Origin of the sequence: Catenulispora sp. EB89 (assembly GCF_041261445.1) — a bacterium.
GTDB lineage: Bacteria > Actinomycetota > Actinomycetes > Streptomycetales > Catenulisporaceae > Catenulispora.
On the sequence record NZ_JBGCCU010000023.1, the window covers coordinates 68479 to 87299 of the forward strand.

Annotated in this window: 13 protein-coding genes; 9 read left to right on the forward strand and 4 right to left on the reverse strand. The window is 71.2% G+C overall.

What is annotated here, in order from left to right:
* Positions 1–135: 135 nt before the first annotated feature.
* The 3 genes from ABH920_RS36815 (at position 136) to ABH920_RS36825 (ending at position 3717) form a co-directional block, all read left to right on the forward strand.
* Complete coding sequence (locus ABH920_RS36815) at positions 136–1884, forward strand: MFS transporter (protein WP_370353896.1); 1749 nt, start codon at positions 136–138, stop codon at positions 1882–1884.
* 97 nt (positions 1885–1981) lie between these two features.
* Positions 1982–2584, forward strand: coding sequence for a hypothetical protein (locus ABH920_RS36820; RefSeq protein WP_370353897.1), 603 nt, complete (start codon positions 1982–1984; stop codon positions 2582–2584).
* A 209-nt stretch (positions 2585–2793) separates the two neighbouring features.
* The gene (locus tag ABH920_RS36825; RefSeq protein WP_370353898.1) at positions 2794–3717 is read left to right on the forward strand and encodes an undecaprenyl-diphosphate phosphatase; all 924 of its coding nucleotides are present in this window, start codon (positions 2794–2796) and stop codon (positions 3715–3717) included.
* Positions 3718–3803: 86 nt separating this feature from the next.
* Here the strand turns inward: ABH920_RS36825 and ABH920_RS36830 are convergent, their stop codons facing one another.
* Positions 3804–5342 (reverse strand): hypothetical protein, encoded by a 1539-nt coding sequence (locus ABH920_RS36830; RefSeq protein ID WP_370353899.1) that lies wholly within the window; start codon positions 5340–5342, stop codon positions 3804–3806.
* A 171-nt stretch (positions 5343–5513) separates the two neighbouring features.
* Between ABH920_RS36830 and ABH920_RS36835 the strand changes: the two genes are divergently transcribed.
* Both ABH920_RS36835 and ABH920_RS36840 read left to right on the forward strand, forming a co-directional pair.
* Positions 5514–7802 carry an AAA family ATPase gene (locus ABH920_RS36835; RefSeq protein ID WP_370353900.1) on the forward strand — a complete coding sequence of 763 codons (2289 nt, stop codon included), beginning with the start codon at positions 5514–5516 and terminating at the stop codon, positions 7800–7802.
* Positions 7803–7886: 84 nt separating this feature from the next.
* Positions 7887–9482, forward strand: coding sequence for an LCP family protein (locus ABH920_RS36840; RefSeq protein ID WP_370353901.1), 1596 nt, complete (start codon positions 7887–7889; stop codon positions 9480–9482).
* Positions 9483–9530: 48 nt separating this feature from the next.
* On the opposite strand, the gene ABH920_RS36845 is transcribed toward ABH920_RS36840, so the two are convergent.
* Complete coding sequence (locus ABH920_RS36845; RefSeq protein WP_370353902.1) at positions 9531–10028, reverse strand: MarR family winged helix-turn-helix transcriptional regulator; 498 nt, start codon at positions 10026–10028, stop codon at positions 9531–9533.
* Positions 10029–10093: 65 nt separating this feature from the next.
* On the opposite strand from ABH920_RS36845, the gene ABH920_RS36850 reads away from it, so the two are divergent.
* On the forward strand, positions 10094–10813 hold the full coding sequence (locus tag ABH920_RS36850; protein WP_370353903.1) for an SDR family NAD(P)-dependent oxidoreductase: 720 nt from the start codon (positions 10094–10096) through the stop codon (positions 10811–10813).
* 45 nt (positions 10814–10858) lie between these two features.
* Positions 10859–12760 carry a hypothetical protein gene (locus ABH920_RS36855; protein WP_370353904.1) on the forward strand — a complete coding sequence of 634 codons (1902 nt, stop codon included), beginning with the start codon at positions 10859–10861 and terminating at the stop codon, positions 12758–12760.
* Positions 12761–12904: 144 nt separating this feature from the next.
* Here the strand turns inward: ABH920_RS36855 and ABH920_RS36860 are convergent, their stop codons facing one another.
* Positions 12905–13528: a hypothetical protein gene (locus ABH920_RS36860; protein WP_370353905.1), complete on the reverse strand. Its 624-nt coding sequence runs from the start codon at positions 13526–13528 to the stop codon at positions 12905–12907.
* A gap of 655 nt (positions 13529–14183) precedes the next feature.
* Between ABH920_RS36860 and ABH920_RS36865 the strand changes: the two genes are divergently transcribed.
* A complete protein-coding gene (locus ABH920_RS36865) occupies positions 14184–16490 on the forward strand; it encodes a glycosyltransferase (RefSeq protein WP_370353906.1) in 2307 nt (768 codons plus the stop codon).
* Between the two features lie 133 nt (positions 16491–16623).
* On the opposite strand, the gene ABH920_RS36870 is transcribed toward ABH920_RS36865, so the two are convergent.
* A complete protein-coding gene (locus ABH920_RS36870; RefSeq protein ID WP_370353907.1) occupies positions 16624–17394 on the reverse strand; it encodes an MHYT domain-containing protein in 771 nt (256 codons plus the stop codon).
* 466 nt (positions 17395–17860) lie between these two features.
* Between ABH920_RS36870 and ABH920_RS36875 the strand changes: the two genes are divergently transcribed.
* Positions 17861–18820, forward strand: a complete 960-nt coding sequence (locus ABH920_RS36875; RefSeq protein WP_370353908.1) for a glycosidase — start codon at positions 17861–17863, stop codon at positions 18818–18820.
* Position 18821: the final 1 nt, after the last annotated feature.

The following is an 18821-nucleotide window of genomic DNA, read 5'->3' on the forward strand; positions in this document are numbered from 1 at the left end:
ACGGGTCACACCGTATCCGTGTCACAGCGCATTGTGAGCCGTCAGACGCCTCTCACCTCGGCATATTGTCGGTGGCCTCCTCTAGCCTGGACCCAATCTGAGATTGAGTCCAAAGCCTGAGGGGGCTGACGAGGCATGGCTGAACCTGACATATCCACGGAGACAACGGGGATTTCGACTCCTGATCCCAAGCGCTGGCTCGCGCTGGCGGTGATCTTGTCCGCGGCGTTCATGGACCTGCTCGACGTGACGATCGTGAACGTGGCGATCCCGTCGATCCAGAGCCAGATGAAGGCCGGCTACTCCGCGATCCAGTGGATCACCGCCGGCTACGCGCTGGCCTTCGCCGTCGTGCTGATCACCGGCGGCCGGCTCGGCGACATCTTCGGCCGCAAGCGGCTGTTCCTGATCGGCATGACCGGCTTCACGATCGCCTCGGCGCTGTGCGGCGTGGCGGCCACGCCCGGCATGCTCATCGGCGCCCGGGTCTTCCAGGGCGGCATGGCGGCGCTGATGGTGCCGCAGGTCATGGCGATCATCCACGTCACCTTTCCGGCCGAGGAGCGCGGCAAGGTGATGGGCATGTTCGGCGGCATCGTCGGCTCGGCCGCGGTCGCCGGCCCGATCGTCGGCGGGCTGCTGGTCCAGTGGAACCTGCTCGGGCTGCACTGGCGCCCGATCTTCCTGGTGAACCTGCCGGTCGGGATCTTCGGCCTGATCGTCGCCTTCCGGGTCATCACCGAGTCGAAGGCGCCGCACGCCACCAAGCTCGACCTGCCCGGCGTCGGGCTGTCCGTGCTCGGCCTGTTCATGCTCGTCTTCCCGCTGATGCAGGGCCGCGACCTGGGCTGGCCGCTGTGGGGCTGGCTGATGATGGCCGCCGCGGTGCCGGTGCTGGCCCTGTTCGTGCTCTACGAGCGCCGCAAGGGCCTGCGCGGGGACTCGCCGCTGGTGGAGCTGAGCCTGTTCCGCTTCCGCTCCTTCGCCTCCGGCATCCTGACCAACCTGACCTTCGCCACCACGCTCGGTGTCTTCTTCCTGGTGTGGTCGCTGTACATGCAGCTGGGCCTGGGCTGGACGCCGCTGCACGCCGGCCTGACCGGCATCCCGTTCTCCATCGGCGTCTCGGCCGCGGCCGGCATGTCGGTGCAGTTCCTGGTGCCCAGGTTCGGGCGCAAGGTGGTGCAGTTCGGCGTGCTGCTGATGGGCGGCGGCCTGGTGCTGTACATCGAGATGGCCAAGCACCTGGACCAGTCCTTCAACTCCCTCCAGATGGCGCTGCCGCTGCTGATCACCGGCGTCGGCATGGGCCTGGTGGTGGCCCCGATCTTCGACCTGATCCTCACCGACGTGCCGACCCGCGACGCCGGCTCGGCCTCCGGCCTGCTGAACACCAGCCAGCAGCTCGGCCAGGCCTTCGGTATCGCGCTGACCGCATTGGTGTTCTTCAACATGATGGGGACCAACGCCACGAAGGCGGTGGACGACCAGAAGCCGGCCGTCACGCAGCAGCTGGTGGCCGCCGGGGTGCCGGCGCAGCAGGCCGAGCAGGTCTTCGCCTCGTTCAAGCAGTGCGCCGTGGACCGCGCGAAGGAGAAGGACCCGAGCACCCTGCCAGCGTCCTGCCCGAACCCGGCCCACCCGGATCCGAACCAGTCGCCGGCGGTCGGGAAGATCCTCGCCGCGCAGGGCGTCAAGACCGGTCAGCAGACCATGATCAACGGGTACGAGACCACGCTGTGGTTCGTCGCCGGAGGACAGTTCCTTGTCTTCCTGCTGATGTTCTTCCTGCCGAAGAACGTGCGGGCCAAGGGCCCGGACGGCGCTTCGGGAGCCGGTGGCGACGCCGGTTCCGAAGATCTCGCACCTGTGTTCGCCCACTGACAAACCCCAGCTCACAAGCCTACTGCTGCCCCCGTGGGCGTTCGGATTTTTCCGGATGTTCACCGGGGGTTCGCCTTGATCGACCAGACTCGGGGGCATGGCGCGACAGTTCCGCCCGGAGCGGGTGGAGTACGACGTTCTCACCGCGCACCCCGATCCCGCCGAGGCCGCAGCCGGCGTGACTCAGTGGGCCACCGCCGCGGTGGACGTCGTCGATCCCGCTCCGCTGAACGGGATGGACGCTCTGAAGGACTACGTGCTGGCGATGGTCCCGCGGCTGCGGGACTTCGCCGAGCACGTGGCCCAGCCGAACGGGGAGGCGCACTCCCCGGCGCTGCGGTACGGGGCGTACCACAGCGTGCGCGCGATGATCCGGGACAAGGCCGGCCTGGCTCTGGCCGAGGTGCACGCCGACGGCCGCGCGCTGCTGCCCGGGGAGCTCGACGCCGAACTGCGCGGCCGGATCAACGGACTGGTGAACGTCGGCCTGCCGATGGTCACCCGGGCCGTGGACCAGGGCTCGTACGAGAACGCGCTGGAGTCCCTGATGAAGGCCCGCGGCGTGCTCAACGCCATGCTGCAGGCGGTGCTGAACATGGCCGTGTCCGGTCCCGAACCCCTGTCCCGGGAACAGCTGGCGGCCGTGCTGCGGGTGCAGCCGGCGGATCTGGACGGCTGGTACGCCGGCCGGACCTCGTAAGCCGCGGCGGCCTTTCCGGCGCATAACTGCTACAGCTTGTCGTAGGCTGTCCCCGGTGTCCGTGACCGGGGTGGCGGATCCTGCCGAACGCTTCGGGCCGGGCTCGTGTGCTGCTGCTTTGCCCTACGTTCACCGTCTGTTTCCTCGCGCCGCCGGACGCCCCTACTATCCTCCGGCAGACTGCATCCATTTTCCGACAGGGGTACGAGTTGTCCGGCCTCAACTATCTCGAAGCCTGCACCATCGGGCTGGTCCAAGGCGTCACCGAGCTGTTCCCCATATCCAGCCTCGGCCACTCGATACTCCTGCCGGCCTTCATCGGCGGCAGCTGGAAGGCCGACCTGGACATGACCGCCAAGGACTCGCCGTACCTGGCGTTCCTGGTGCTGGCTCATGTGGCGACGGCGCTGGCGCTGGTGGCGTTCTTCTGGCGGGACTGGGTGCGCATCATCAGGGCCCTGTTCACCTCGATCCGGCACCGCAGCGTGGAGGGCCCGGACGAGCGCCTGGCCTGGCTGCTGGTGATCGGCACGATCCCGGTCGGCCTGGTCGGCATCGTGGCCGACAAGGCGCTGCGCACGCATCTGGGCAAACCGGTGCCGGCCGCGGCCTTCCTGCTCATCAACGGCTTCGTCATCTTCCTGGCCGACGCCATGCTCAAGAGCGCGTCCAAGGGCCGGCACGCCGACGACGGCAACGTCCCGCCGCGCCGCGGCGAGTCCCCGGAGATCGCGGCCGACCGCCGCCTGGCCCGGCTGGGCTGGAAGTCCGCCGCCGGCATAGGCGGCGCGCAGGCCTTCGCCCTGCTGCCGGGCATCAGCCGCTCCGGCATCACGATGGTCGCCGGCCTGGCCCGCGGCCTGAAGACCGAGGACGCGGCCCGCTTCGCGTTCCTGCTGGCCACCCCGGTGATCCTGGCCGCCGGCGTGTACAAGGCCCCTGAACTGGCCAAGCCCGCGAACCACAGCATCCTGGGCCCGGCCATCGCCGGCTCGGTGCTGGCCGGCATCGCCGCCTACATCTCGGTGCGCTTCCTGACCAGGTACTTCGAGAACCGTTCGCTGCGGCCGTTCGGCGTCTACTGCGTGATCGCCGGAGCCGTCTCGCTGGTCTGGTTCACGGTCCACCACTGAGTTTCCGTGCCGCGAGCACTCCGGGCCGCCACCCGCACGAGCGGTGTGGCGGCCCGAGGGCGTTTCAGAGGGTTTTCACGGCACGGTCAGCGGTACTCGTTGAGCCGCGGCCGCAGCCCCAGCACGGTCAGCCCGATCAGCAGCACCGCCAGGACGTACGGCAGCCACGTCCAGGCCCCGATCCCGCTCTCCGCCGCCGGCATCGAGCTCTCGAACTGCGCCTCGTTGAGCGTGATGACGTCTCCGAGGGCCTGGCTGTAGGCGTTGAACGCCTGGTCCGAGGACCCGATGGTGGTGGCGTTGGTGTCGAAGTCGATCGCGGCCTCCAGCCCCGCCGGGGTGTCCAGCGGCATGCTCCGGAGGTGCGCGTCGTCCTGGAGGTACGTGTTGTAGGCGCTGAACGCGTTCAGCGCCGCCTCGGCCTCGCCCGGGAAGGTGATGTTGTGGAACTCCTCGCCGAAGCTGCTGTTCCGGGTCATCGGCGTCTGGGAGAGGTCGTCCACGGTGCGGGCCTTCTGCTCCTGGTACACCGTCCCGGCGTAGGTCGGGATGTCGGTCCCGCCGGGCACGTCGGCGATCGCGTTCTCGGCCTGGAAGAACGACTGCTCGTACTCGCCGCGCTGCGCGGGGGTGTCGTGCGCGAGCAGCCAGCGGCTCTCGTCGGCGTTGATCCCGGCGCTGGTGGCGTTCGCCTCGCTCAGCGCCAGCACCGAGTCGAAGGCGTCGCTCTTGGCGGTGTGGAAGTCGCCCGCGGCGACGGCCGTGCCTGCGGCGCCGCCGATCAGCAGGACCAGCGCGGCCACGGTCGCGCCGGCCAGCGCCGGGTTCACCCTGCGCTTGAACCGCCGGACGACGTACACCTGCAGGACGATCAGACCGCCCACCAGGAGCACCCCGAAGACCAGGAATTCGACGATCACGGTGACCAGCGAGCCGTTCGCCGACGACGCCGAGGAGTCGATGGCGTTCCTGCTGGACTTCTCCAGGTCCGTGGCGGCCTTCATCAGCCCGCCCTTGTCGTCCGTGCCGAACAGCAGATCGTGCCCGTTCTGGTAGTCGGTGAACACCGCGGCCGGCGCGGCCCCGGCGGCCGAGCCGCCGAGCCGCTCGTCGTCGGCCAGAGTGCGGGCGGCCTGCGCCTGGTACTGGCCGTAGTCGTCGGACACGGTGTGCAGCTGGTCCAGTGCCGACTGGTCGCCGGCCAGCGCCACCGTCGCGTTCTCCAGGTCCAGGTCCGCGGTCCTGCGGTCGGTGTCGTACAGCGCCTCGCTGGCCGCGCGGGGCACGTGCACCTGGGTGTCGCCGTTCACCAGCAGCGCGTTGACCAGCTGCGCGTCCATGTCCTGGAGCCGGAACAGGAAGTCGTCGGTGGCGCGCACGCTGGGGGCGTCCGTGCTGCCGACGGTGCTGATCTGGTCTCGGGCCCCCGAAGCCGCGCTCGTCAGGACGACGGCGGCGATGACTGCCAGAACCCCGGCGGCGGCCACGGCCGCGCGCAGGATGTTCGGCGTGGTCCCGCGAGGTGCGTGCGGGATGTGAGTGAGATGATCGCTGAAACTTGTTCCGTTGGTGGCTGCCCGGTGCGCTGTACTGCGGTTGGGCGCCTGAGTAAGAGTCCCCGACACGGTCTGAACATAGGGCCGGACGGTGTGAGTGAGGACCCTGTGACGGCTGATTCAAACGGAATGCAAACACTTCCGGGGCGGACGGCGTTTGCCCGGGTGGGCTCGGTCTTGGATGATCGTGCGGTTGTGCCGGTTCAGCGGACCGGTCGGTAAACGATGAGAGGTCGCGGGGTGTCACCTCAGCAGGACGGTTCGGCGCACGTCAAGGAACGCGAGATCGCGGTCGAGCAGGAGGCCGTGAATGCCGCGTACGCCCGGCTGGCCCAGATGCGCGAGCAGGCCGCGAGCCGCGTGCGCGAGAGCTACAAGGTGGCGCAGGGCGGGACCTACTCGGCCCTGGTCGACCGGGACGTCCAGGTGATGGAGGCGGCCATCTGGGAGCGGTCCCTGGAGAACGCCTACAACGAACTGGTGTTCGGTCGCCTGGACCTCAAGCCCGAGATCCCGGGCGAGGAGCTGGAGACCTACCGCATCGGCCGCCTCGGGGTCCGTACCGAGGAGCTGGAGCCGCTGGTCGTGGACTGGCGCGCACCGGCCGCAGCGGCCTTCTACCAGGCCGCCCCCGAGGACCCCAGGGGCGTCGTACGCCGCCGGGTGCTGCACTGTCGCGGCGACCGGGTCCTGGACATCGAGGACGACCTGCTCGACCCGGACGCGGCCCCGGACGGCCTGCCGGTGGTCGGCGACGGCGCCTTCATCGCCGCGCTGGCCCGGACCCGCACCGGCCACATGCGCGACATCGTCGCCACCATCCAGCGCGAGCAGGACGTGGTGATCCGCTCGCCCGCCGACGTGAGCGTGGTCGTCACCGGCGGCCCCGGTACCGGCAAGACCGCGGTCGCGCTGCACCGCGTGGCCTGGCTGCTGTTCCAGCACCGGCGCCGCTTCGGCTCGCGCGGCGTGCTGGTGGTCGGGCCGAACCGGCGCTTCACCGAGTACATCGAGCGGGTGCTGCCCTCCCTCGGCGAGGGCGGCGCGGCGCTGCGCTCGCTCGGCGACGTGGTCAACGGCGTCGAGGCCGCGCGGCACGAGGACGCCGCGCGGGCCAAGCTGAAGGGCTCCCCGCGCATGGTGCGGATCCTGCGCAAGGCGGCGAACGACGCGCCGTGGGGCGCGCCGAAGGACGTGCGGCTGATCTACCAGGGCACCTTCTTCAGCCTGGACGCGCCGCAGCTGGTCGCGCTGCGGGAGCGGATGCTGCGCGGCGGCAGCCGCCGGCCCAACGCGGTGCGCGCCGACGTCATCCGGGCCCTGCAGGACGCCGCCTGGAACGCCTACCAGGACGCCAAGCGCGCCGCCGGCGACGCCTCGCCCTACGACGAGTACCCGGACCTGTTCGAGGACGACAGGCGCACCTTCCTGTCCGAGCTGCGCTCCGAGCGGCCGTTCGCGGACTTCGTCACCGCCTGGTGGCCCCAGCGCTCCCCGCTGGAGGTGCTGCGCTCCCTCGGCGACCCGGTGTACCTGGCCGAGGTCTCACGCGGCGTGCTCGGCCCCGCCGACACCCAGCTGCTGGCCGAGTCCTGGCGTGCGGTGGGGGAGGACGGCGCCGGCCTGTCCTACTCCGACATCGCGCTGCTGGACGAGCTCGACTCGCTGCTCGGCGAGGGGCCCCGGACCGCGCGGGCGGTCGCGGCGGCGAACCCGTACGTCGTGGACGGCGTGAACCTGCTCACCGGCGAGGAGACCGACGACGGCTCGGACCCGGAGGGCGGCGGCTTCCGCGAGCTGTCCACCATCGGGGAACGCCGGGCGGCACAGCGCGGCGGCTACGAGGAGGAGCCGGATCCCGAGGAGTTCGGGCACATCGTCGTCGACGAGGCCCAGGACCTGTCCCCGATGCAGTGGCGGATGCTGGCCCGGCGCGGCCGGCACGCGACCTGGACCGTGGTCGCCGACGCCGCGCAGAGCTCGTGGGAGGACCTGGACGAGGCGCGGCGCTCGATGGACCTGGCCCTGGGCACATCGCGCGAGCGCCGGCAGTTCGAGCTCACCACCAACTACCGGAACCCGGTCGAGATCGCCGACTACGCCGCGACCCTCCTGCACCGGTTCCTGCCCGACGCGCCGCTGCCGCGGGCTGTCCGTTCGACCGGACGGCCGCCGGAGTTCGTGGTGACCGACGAGGCCGATCTGGCCACCGCGGCCGGGGTGGCGGCCCGCCGGCTGGCCGCCGAGGTCGAGGGCACGGTCGGCGTGATCGTGCCGATGACCAGGCTCGGAGCGTTCAGCGTGCCCGACGTCCCGGAGCGCGTGCAGGTCCTGGGCTCGCTGGAGTCCAAGGGCCTGGAGTTCGACGCGGTGGTGCTGGTCGACCCGGACCTGATCGCCTCGGAGTCGCCGATGGGCCCGCGGACGCACTATGTGACTGCGACCCGTGCGACGCAGTTGCTCGTCACAGTATCCCCCACCCGTCTCCCACCGCCGCCCGTTAACGAGGCGCTTCGCGCCACAAGTTGAATTGAGGGTGGAACCGAGGCCGGAGGACGAACGTCATCGAAGTAGGCGGGTGAGCGGGTACGCCGTGAGAGGGGAACAGGAACGATGAGCGAGGACACCTCCGGCATAGCCGACGACAGTTCCAGCGCGTCCTGGGTCCCCAAGCACTCGCAGGACGGGACCCCCGGGGCGCAGAGCGCCACCCGGCGGCGGGTCAAGCGCACGCTGATGATCATCTCCGGCATGCTGGTGCTGGTCATCGGCGGCACGGTGGCCTACGCCGGCTACTGGTACTACCGCATCGACCACAACATCAAGGGCGCGCCGCTGCACGGCGCGGTCGTGCCGCCGAACCAGCTGTCGGTGGTCCAGCCGACCCCGGACCCGTACGGCAACGTGCCGATCAACATCCTGCTGATCGGCACCGACGCCCGCCTGCCCGGCCAGGACGCCAGCCTCGGCGGCTACACCGACCCCTCCGGCCGCTCCGACGTGGAGATGCTGGTGCACGTCTCGGCCGACCGCAGCAACGCGACGGTGGTGTCGCTGCCGCGCGACACGATGGTGCCGATCCCGGCCTGCGTGGACGCCAAGGGCACGCAGTACCCGGCGCAGAGCATCGCCATGATCAACTCGGCGCTGGCCGCCGGCCCGGGCTGCCAGGTGGACACCGTCGAGGAGTTCACCCACGTCAAGATCGACCACTTCATGATGGTCGACTTCTCCGGCGTCGTGGCGCTGACCAACGCGGTCGGCGGCGTCCCGGTCTGCGTCACCAAGGCGGTCAACGACCCCGACTCGCACCTGACCCTGCCGGCCGGCACCTCGGTGATCCAGGGCGACACCGCGCTGGCGTTCCTGCGCACCCGCGAGGGCTTCAGCGACGGCTCGGACCTCTACCGGACGGAGGCGCAGCACCAGTACCTGTCGGCGCTGATCCGGAAGATGAAGTCGCAGGCGACGCTGGACAACCCGATCCAGGCCACGCACCTGATGGACATCGCGAGCAAGTCCCTGACCGTGGACAACGGCATCGCCAGCGTCAGCGCACTGCTGGACCTGGCGAACACGCTGAAGAAGGTGCCGACCCAGAACATCACCTTCCTGACCATGCCCACGGTCGCCTACCAGCCGGACCCCAACCGCGTGGCCCCGGACACCGCCGTGGACGACCAGATCTTCTCGCTGCTCGCGCACGACCAGTCGGTCACCGGCCCGACCACCGCGGCGAGCGGCGGCGCCACCCCCGCCCCGACCCCCGCGCCCTCGGCGACCACCAGCACCCTGAGCCCCGGCGCGGTGACCGACGCGATCGTGGTCGAGAACGGCACCACCAACGACGGCCGCTCCCGCCAACTCGCCGCCACCCTCCAGGCCGACGGCTTCAAGAACGCCACCGGCGTCAGCTACACCGGCGACGTCGCCTCGACGACCGTCTACTACAGCAGCCCGCAGCACCAGGCCGGAGCCCAGGCGGTCGCCGCCGCACTGCAACTCCCGGCCTCCGCGGTGCAGCAGGGCGGCGACGGCAGCGCCCCGATCGTGGTCCGCGTCGGCGCCGACTTCGCCAGCGGCGACGTGTACAACCCGGTGGCGTCCACATCGTCCGCCCCGAGCGCGCTGCCCTCGGCGGCCTTGTCGAGCGCCGCCGGGGAGAACGCCGCGGACCAGAACCTGTGCGTGACGGCGGCGGGGTCCTGATGGCTAACTGCTTGTCTTGCTTGCGGGCTCCGTCTTATGAGCTCCGTCTTATGAGCTCTGCGCTCTGACGAAGGCCTCCAGCTTGCCGAGGAGCGGGATCAGCACCTCCCGCTCCTCGGCACTGAGCCCGGCGACCAGGTCGTCGTCCCGCCCGAGCACCGCGTCCACGGAGCGCTCGATCACCGCGTGCCCGGCGGCGGTCAACGCCACGGCCACCGCCTTCCGCCCCACCAGACCCGGCGCCCTGGTGACCAGCCCCTCCTGCTCGGCCCGCGCCACCCGCTGCGAGATCGCCCCGGCGGTGACCAGCGTCCGCTCGGTGAGCTCCCGCGTGGTGAGCGTGTAGGGCGGCCCGGACCGCCGCAGCACCGACAGCAGATCCAACGTCGCCCGATCGATCCCGGCCGCGCGCAGCACCCGGGTCCGGTCATCGGCGAGCATCTTGGCCAGCCGCACGATCGGCGTGAAGACCTCGATCGACTCGACCGGAGTGCCCGGGCGCTCGCGGCGCCACGCCTCGGCGATCTCGGCGGCGGTGGTGCTCACGCGCGGCTCCCTGGGGCTCGTGTTAAGGTCTAAACGTTTAGCCCTAAACATACCAGGAGGGGACCATGACCCGCACCGTCCTCGTCACCGGCGGCTCCCGAGGCATCGGCCGCGCCGTCGCCGAGCGCTTCGCCGCCGACGGCGCCAGTGTCGTCATCACCGGGCGCCGGGCCGAGCTCGTCGAGGCCGCGGCCAAGGAGCTCGGCGCGACCGGCGTGGTCTGCGATGCCACCGATCCGCGTGCCGTCGAAGACCTCGCGGCCGGCTTCGACACGCTCGACGTGCTGGTCAACGCCGCCGGCGGGCTCGGTCAGGCGCAGCCGGATCCGGCCGCCACGGAGTTGGAGTCCGTCCTGGCCCAGTGGCGCGCCGACCTCGACGGCAACCTGCTCAGCGCGGTTCTGACCACCACCGCCCTCAAGTCCGTCCTCGCGCCCGGCGGCACCGCCGTCGCCGTCGGCTCCATCGGGGCCGAGCGCCGCGGCGGTTCCTACGGCGCCGCCAAGGCCGCGCTCGCCGCCTGGTACGCGATCCTGTCCGCCGAGCTCGGTCCGCGCGGCGTCACCGCCAACGTGGTCTCGCCCGGCTACATCGCCGACACCGACTTCTTCCGGGGCGCCATGACCGACGCCCGCGAGCAGGCGCTCATCGCCGAGACCCACACCAAGCGCGCCGGCACGCCCCGGGACATCGCCGAGACCGTGTTCTTCCTGGCCTCCGACGGTGCCCGCCACATCACCGGCCAGACCCTCCACGTCAACGGCGGCGCGTTCACCACCCGCTGACATCCGGCGCGCGGCGGTGATCACCGTGGCCTATCGTCGGCATCGATGACTGCCGCCGACCCCGCCCGCCCCGCCGACCCGGCCGACACCGCCGACTCCGCCAACCTCGCCGCCCACCCGGCCGACCCCGCTCCGGCCTCCGAAGACCTCGCCCTGCTCCGCACCCACGAGCCGATTCTGGCCTACACCAAGGGCGAGTACTTCCTCCCGACCGACATCGAGCGCTACATCGCCGGGGCGGGTCTGTGGCGCGACGGCGACAAGCAGACCGAACTCGTCCCGGCCGGGGAGCTCGACCTAGACCGCCTCCTGGAGGCGTCGGAGCAACAGCCCGACCGCCCCCTGTTCCTCCGCTACGTCCTCAAGCCGGCCGGCGGCGGCGAGGTCCGCCGCTGGCGCAAGGCGCACCCCACCGGCATCCGCCGCACCGGACGCCTCGCGGCCGTCGGCTTCGTCGCCCGCCTGATCGACGTCCTGCTCCGCCTGAGCCTGCTGATCCGCGGCACCGTCCCTGGCGGCGTGATGACCAAGGCCGCCGAGCAGTACCACGCCGGCGGGGGAGCGGACTCGTCCCCCTACTACGGCCGCGTCGTCCGCCAGGGCGGCTACGTCATCCTCCAGTACTGGTACTTCTACGCGGCCAACGACTGGCGCTCCACCTTCGGCGGCGTCAACGACCACGAGGCCGACTGGGAGATGGTGACCGTCTACCTCGCAGAGGGCCCCGCCGCCGTCGAAGGCGGCCCGAAAACCCTGTCCCCGCGCTGGGTCGCCTTCTCCTCCCACGACTACACCGGCGACGACCTCCGCCGCCGCTGGGACGACCCGGACCTGACCGTCGCCGAGGGCACCCACCCCGTGGTCTTCGCCGGCGCCGGCTCGCACTCCGGCGCCTTCCTCGCCGGCGACTACCTCGTCACCGTCAACCCGCGCTTCCTCGGCACCGCGGCCCGCTGGTGGAAGCGCGCGGCCGAGACGATGCTGCGCCGGGCCCGCAGCGAGGACCACGGCTTCGGCATCCCCTTCATCGACTACGCCCGCGGCGACGGCGCCCGCGTCGGCCCCGGCGAGGACCGCGAATGGCATCCGGTCCTGATCGACGACGACACCCCCTGGGTCCGCGGCTTCCGCGGCCTGTGGGGCGTCGACACCCGCGACTGGGCCGGCGGCGAACGCGCCCCGGCGGGCCCGCGCTACGAGCGCGACGGCACCGTCCGCTTCTCCTGGTCCGACCCGCTCGGCTGGGCCGGCTTGCACAAGGTCTCCCCGGACGACACCGGCCTCGCGCAGAGCCTGGAAAGCCGCGTCGCCGACCTCGACACCCGCATCGCCGACGCCGACGAGCAGACCGGCCTCCTGCAACAGCGAGCGCGGGAACGCCACGCCGAAGTCCTGTCCCTCACCACGGAATTCCAGACCGCCAAGACCGCGGCCGAACGCCTCGGCGAGGCGCGCGTGGCCGAGCAGTCCGTCATGAGCCTGGTCCGGGAGCGCACCGCGATGGCCGAGGAACGCACGGTCCACCTGGCCGTCCTGGAACGCGGCGGCCTCCCCCCGCAGGACCCGCAGGCCCACGTCACCCGCTCGCACAAGCCCTACGTCCCCGGCGACCGCAAGCACCACGGCATCCTGCTGCAGATCTGGGCCGCGGTCAGCGTCCCGCTGCTGTTCCTGGCGGTGGCGACGGTCCTGCTGCTGCCCGACGACCGCCAGAAGATCCCCACACTCCTCGGGATCCTGGTCGTCTTCGCCGCGCTGGAGGCCCTGGCCCGCCGCCGCCTGCTGACCACGGCGGTCAGCCTCGCGGTGATCCTGGTCGCGGCCGGCGTGGTGATCAGCGTGCTGGAGTGGACGGCACGCCACGCCCGCGACGGCTTCCTCGTCGCGATGGGCGTCGCCGCGCTGCTGTTGTTGTTGGTGAACGTGCGGGACTTCTTCCGGCGGTGAACGACCACACGCGTGTGTCGTTCGTCACGCCGACCCTGGCCGGAAACCATCGCCCGGCACGGCGTCCGGCGGTTTCCCGCCTCCGCGGCGCCAGGTGGCGAGGCCTGATCCGGCTTCGCCACCCCTGCCCCGCGCTGCCCGGCCTCAGGCCGCGGCCAGCACCCGCCGGCCGCCGCGCTGCCCGTGCCGCACCGTCACCGAGCCCCGCTCGGCGCGCTCGGCCCGCTCGGCCAGCGCCGCGAACGACGCCGCCGAGTGCTGCGCGGCCGGCGCCAGCGGAGCCTGCTCCGGCTCCAGCGTCTCCAGCTCGTCGCAGCCATAGGCCCGGCAGAGCTGCAGTTCCGCGACGTGCACGACGTACCAGCGCGCGTAGTACCCGTCCTCTTCGCGCGAGACCAGGATCTGCTGAACGACCCCGGTGCGCTCCTCGCCGACCACCTCGACGCGGGCGCCGACCGGGTGCCCGGCGGACCGGACGCCGGCGGCGACCTCGGGGTCGACGCGCTCGGCGGCCAGCGCGCGGGCCGCGTGGTCCGCCGCGTCGTACTCGTCGGTCCAGGTCCGCCGCAGGTGGATCAGGATCCGGCCGATGGCCGCGGCGCGGGCCCCGGCCAGGGCCCGTTGTTCAGGATTGGCGTTGGGACTTGTCGACGCGGCGTGCCAGCGGGCGCGGGCCACGCAGGCGCGCTGCTCGATCTCGAAGCGGTCCAGGCCGTCCAGCTCATCGCGGACGGTGTCGTAGATCTTCTCCAGGCGGCGGGGGTCCATCGGGGGTGCTCCTCAGCGGGTTCGCGAAACTCACAGAACGGGGGTCGGCGGTCCGGGAAGGGCGTACGCAGACAGCGTTGGCTGGTACGCCCCGGCGCATTCGGCGGCACGTTTTATGAACCCGGGGAGGGACCCGGTGCGTGAGCAGGCACAACCGGTAATCCGGGGTGCGGCGGACTGGGGTGACGGCGCTGAGGCTGGGCCTCGGGAGGACTGTCATCAGAGTTACCTCTACAGGAGTACGGCGGCTGGAAGGTGCCCTCCGGGTGAAGCGGGGGCGAACCCTCGCGTCATCCGTACCAGCGGGCTATCGGACGTCAGCGGCCGCACATTCGGCGCATGCGGCATACGCGGCCCGCCATATGGGTTTTCGTCCCATGGCAGGTCGCGCAGCACGTGATGCAAGCGCCGGTCATGGCGCTATTAAACCATGCCGCTCCCGGGGGCTTGTCAAGCGGCCCACGTCACAGGCGCAGGTGGGGCGGGCCGCTTTCCGTCGGACAGCGGGTTGCCAAAGGCGGTGCCTGAACCGCGCTGCTCACCGCGGCGGGACCGGCAATGTGTCTAAGAGTATTGATTAAGTCCACTGAGTAACGTTAGAGTGGCTTGCCGGTTCCGTCGTATTTAGTGACGACGGAGAGAGGTATGAGAGGTCATGGCAGGGACTGTCTCGAACATCGGCATAACACTCGCGATCGTTTCCACGTATCCGCCGCGACGGTGCGGCATCGCCACCTACTCGCGCGACCTGGCCGTCGCGCTCAACGATGCTGCTCCGGACGTGCGCGTGGAGGTTTGCGCGTTGGACCGGGACGGACTGGCATACCCCGCGACGGTGCGGACGGTGATCCGCCAGGACGAGCGTCCCGACTACCGCCGGGCGGCTCAGCAGGTGGCCGCGTCCGGGGTCGGCGCCGTCGTCATCCAGCACGAGTTCGGGATCTTCGGCGGCCCGGACGGCGCCTGGATCACCGACTTCGCCGCCGAGCTGTACCGGCTCGGCGTCCCCTATCTGGTCACCCTGCACACGGTGCTCTCCGAGCCGAGTTCCTCGCAGGCCGACACCCTGTACCGGCTGTGCCGCGACGCCGCGGCCGTCACCGTGTTCACCGGGACCGCCCGCCGGCTGGCGGTCGACACCGGCATCGCCCCGGCGGACCGGATCGTGCACGTCCCGCACGGCGCGCCGCCGCCCGGAAGCGGCGGCGAGATCCGCCCGGAGGTGGCCGCCACCCTGGACCGGCTCGCCGGCCGCCGCCTGTTGTCCACCTTCGGTCTGCTCTCGCCCGGCAAGGGCCTGGAGACCGCGATCGCGGCCCTGGGCCGGATCGCGGAGCGGCACCCCGACGTGACCTACCTCATCGCCGGCTCCACGCACCCGGAGATCGCGCGCCAGGAAGGCGAGAACTACCGCGACAAACTGGTCCTCGCCGTGAAAGGCGCGAAGCTGGAGGACCGCGTGGTCTTCCTCGACCTGTTCCTCTCCGACTCCGAGATCTCCGTCGTCCTGGCCCGTACCGAGATCTTCTGCACCCCCTACCGCTCCCGCGAGCAGATCTCGTCCGGGGCCCTCACCTTCGCCGTCGCCGCGGGCTGCCCGGTGGTGTCGACGTCGTACTTCTACGCCGAGGACATGCTTGCCGGCGGCGCGGGCCTCACCGTCCCGCCGGAGGACCCCGAGGCGTACGCCGAGGCCTTGCACACCCTTCTGTCCGACCCGGACCGCTTGGAGCGCGCCAGGGAGGCCGCCAGGACCCAGGGCGCGGGGTTGCACTGGACCGCGGTGGCCCGCCGGTTCGCCGGGATCGCACGGGCCACCGCGGCCCGGCGCGCGCGCCCCGTGCCCGACGCCGTCGCCACCGACGCCGCCGGCATGGCGCGGGTCGACGTGCCGAAGCTGAAACTCACGCATCTGAACCGGGTCACCGACTCCGGCGGCATCGTCCAGTTCAGCGACCGTGCTAAACCGGACCTGGGGTCCGGCTACTGCGTGGACGACGTGTCCCGGCTGGCGATCGTCGCGGCTGGACTGTGCGACGTTCCCGTCCGCGAACTGAAGGGCGCCGACCCGCACGACTGGCTGGATACCTCTCTGGGCTTCCTGGAGGCCGGCTATGACGCCTCGGCCCTCGGCTCCCGCAATATGCGCGACGCGACCGGTGTGTGGCTCGACGAGCCGCACACCGGCGATCATGTCGGGCGGCTGTTGTGGTCCCTCGGCGCGGTGGCCGCGGGCGGCTCGGTGCCCGACAAGTACCGCGAGCGTGCGGCTGTGCTGCTGGAACAGGCCAGCCCCGCGCTGCGGGCGATGACGACGGTCCGCTCGACCGCCTACGCCCTGCTGGGGCTGGTGCGCGTCCCGGAGCCCACGCCCGAGTTGGCGCTGGGCGTGGCGCGGCTCCAGGCGGCGTTCCGGGCCACGGCGACCGACGACTGGCCATGGTTCGAGAACGAGCTCACCTACGACAACGCCCGTCTGCCGCAGGCGATGCTGGCCGGCGGCGAGCGGGCCGGCGACGGCGCCGTGGTGCGGGACGCGCTGCGGGCCCTGGACTGGTACCTCGGACAGGTCGGGCTCGGAGTGCCGGGCCCGGCGGATTCCTCGGGTCCGGGGGAGGAGCCCGAAGGCCATCTGGCGCTGATCGGGAACCTGTGGCGGCGCAAGGGTGCGCTGCCGGCCCGGTACGAGGGCGACGAGCAGCCGATCGACGCCGCCGCGGTGGTCGAGGCCTGCGTCGAGGCCTGGCGCGTCACCGGCCGGGAGTTCTACGCCGACCGGGCCCGGCGCGCCTTCGGCTGGTTCCTCGGAGCCAACCGGCTGGGCCTGCCGCTGTACGACGCGAGCAGCGGCGGCGGCCGGGACGGGCTGCGCGAGACGGACGCGAACCCGAATCAGGGGGCTGAGTCGACGCTCGCGTACTACCAGGCGCTGCTGGCCCTGCGGTCCGCCGACCTGGCGTGACCGGAACGGCCGGAACTCCAGGCGCGCCTTGGAGATTTCGGCCCGTCTCGGCGACACCGGCCCTGTGCCACGCCTCGCGAGAGCGGCGGTGTGGTACAGGGCCGGACCCGTTATAGGGGTTGATCCGCCGTTGCTAGTAGCTGCGTTCCCGCAGCGACGAGGCCAGTTCCACGGCCCGCTGCTCCTCCCGCAGCTCGCGCTCGGTCGGTGCCATCGCCACCACCAGCAGCAGGATCGTCGTGGTGATGCTGATCCCGAGCACCAGCGGCGTCAGCAGCGCCGAGGCGGACATCCCGGACGGCACCGCGTCCGCGGTGACCGGCATCCCGGGCGACCAGCCCGCCGGATCCATCGCGGCGGTCGCCGCCACGTGCACCGCGGCCATGCCGGTGTAGTGCATTCCGGTGACGGCCACGCCCATGACGATCGCGGCGCCGATGGTGGCCGGCAGCCCGCGGACCCGCAGCGCGAACCAGAGCGCGGCCGTCGCGGCGGCGACGGCGACCGCTTCCGAGGCCGCGACCACCAGCACGTTGTAGTGGACCCGCGGCGTCATGTGCATCGCCGCCATGCCCAGGTAGTGCATTCCGGCGACGCCCGTGCCGGTGATGAACCCGCCGAGCAGCAGCGCCTTCGTGTCGCCGTCGCGCCGGACCACCAGCGTCAGGCCGACCGCGGCGAACCCGATGGCCGCGACCAGGCTCACGACCGTCAGCACCGGGTCGTAGCGGATCTCGACGCCCGGCACCGTGAAACCGAGGATGGCTATGAAGTGCATGACCCAGATGGCCGTGCCGCCGAGGGCAATTGACGCCATGGCGAGCCAGCGCGCCTGGGACCCGCCGGTGGATACCCGGGCCCGCGAGGCGCTTTGCAGCCCGATCGCGGAGCCCAGGAACGACATGAAATAGGCCAATAGGGGGGTGAGCGGACCGTAGGTGAAACCATTGACGTGCAAAAGCGCACACCTCTTCCCAGCGTGGACGGACAACAGCGTGGTGGCTGCCGTCCAGGACCTCGCGAGCGGGTCATCAGCAGGCGATCCGTCAACGGCCGAGTAATCATAGGGGTCGTGGCCGACTGCGTTTCAGGGGGTGGCGCGCTTGTTCCGGCGCGCTGTGGCCTTCGTCACACAATCGGCCCTGGCGCCGCCATGGCCCATGATTCCGTGTGCGTGGCGGGTCGTGGCGAAAAGACCGGGAGCTGCTATTGCGACCGCTTAATGGAAAGGCCCTGTTGACGCCTGCGTTTAGCGTGTTGTCCAGACAGGGTGTGATCACGGGCGCTACAGTCGGTGCTTTCCAGCGGCGAACTGTGCCGTTTGCGAAGATCGAAACCTGTTCGCAACCAGACCACCTGCGAGGCAAAAGATGTCGACCCCGCTCGGCACCACCAGCCCCCACGGCGAACTGTTCCGCCGGGACCCTGCCAATCCGATCCTGACGGCCAACGACTGGCCCTACCAGATCAACACCGTCTTCAACCCGGGCGCCACGAGCCACGACGGGGAGACGGTGCTCCTGTGCCGCGTCGAGGACCGCCGCGGCCTGTCACACCTCACCGTCGCGCGCTCCCCCGACGGGGTGCACGGCTGGCGCGTGGACCCCAAGCCGTTGCTGGCCGACGACCCGGCCGACCACACGAGCATGTGGGGCGTCGAGGACTGCCGCATCACCTACGTGGCCGAACTTTCGGCATATGCGATCACCTATACCGCCTACGGGCCCTCCGGCCCCTGCGTCGCCCTGGCGACCACCGAGGACTTCCAGTCGGTGGAGAAGCTCGGCGTGATCCTCCCCCCGGAGGACAAGAACGCCTCGCTGCTGCCCCGCCGGGTCAACGGCGAGTTCTGCCTGTACCACCGCCCGTACGCCGGCCACGACGGCCGCGCGGACGTGTGGATGTCCCGCTCCGAGGACCTGCGCCAGTGGAGCAGCCCCGAACCGGTGATGGCCAGCCGCGAGGGCGCCTGGTGGGACGCGGCCCGCATGGGCCTGGGCCCGGCCCCGATCGAGACCGAGCACGGCTGGCTCGGCGTCTACCACGGCGTCAAGCAGATGGCCGCCGGCCCGCTCTACCGCGCCGGCCTGGTCCTGTTCGACCTGGAGAACCCGGCCAAGGTGATCCGCCGCTCCCCGCAGTGGGTGCTGGGCCCGGCGACCGACTACGAGACCCACGGCGACGTGCCGAACGTGGTGTTCCCCACCGGGATGATCCACGACGAGGAGACCGGCGACCTGCGGCTGTACTACGGCGCGGCCGACTCCTGCATCGCGATGGCCACCGCCTCCATGAGCGAGGTTCTGGACTACCTGCTCCAGTACGGCTGAC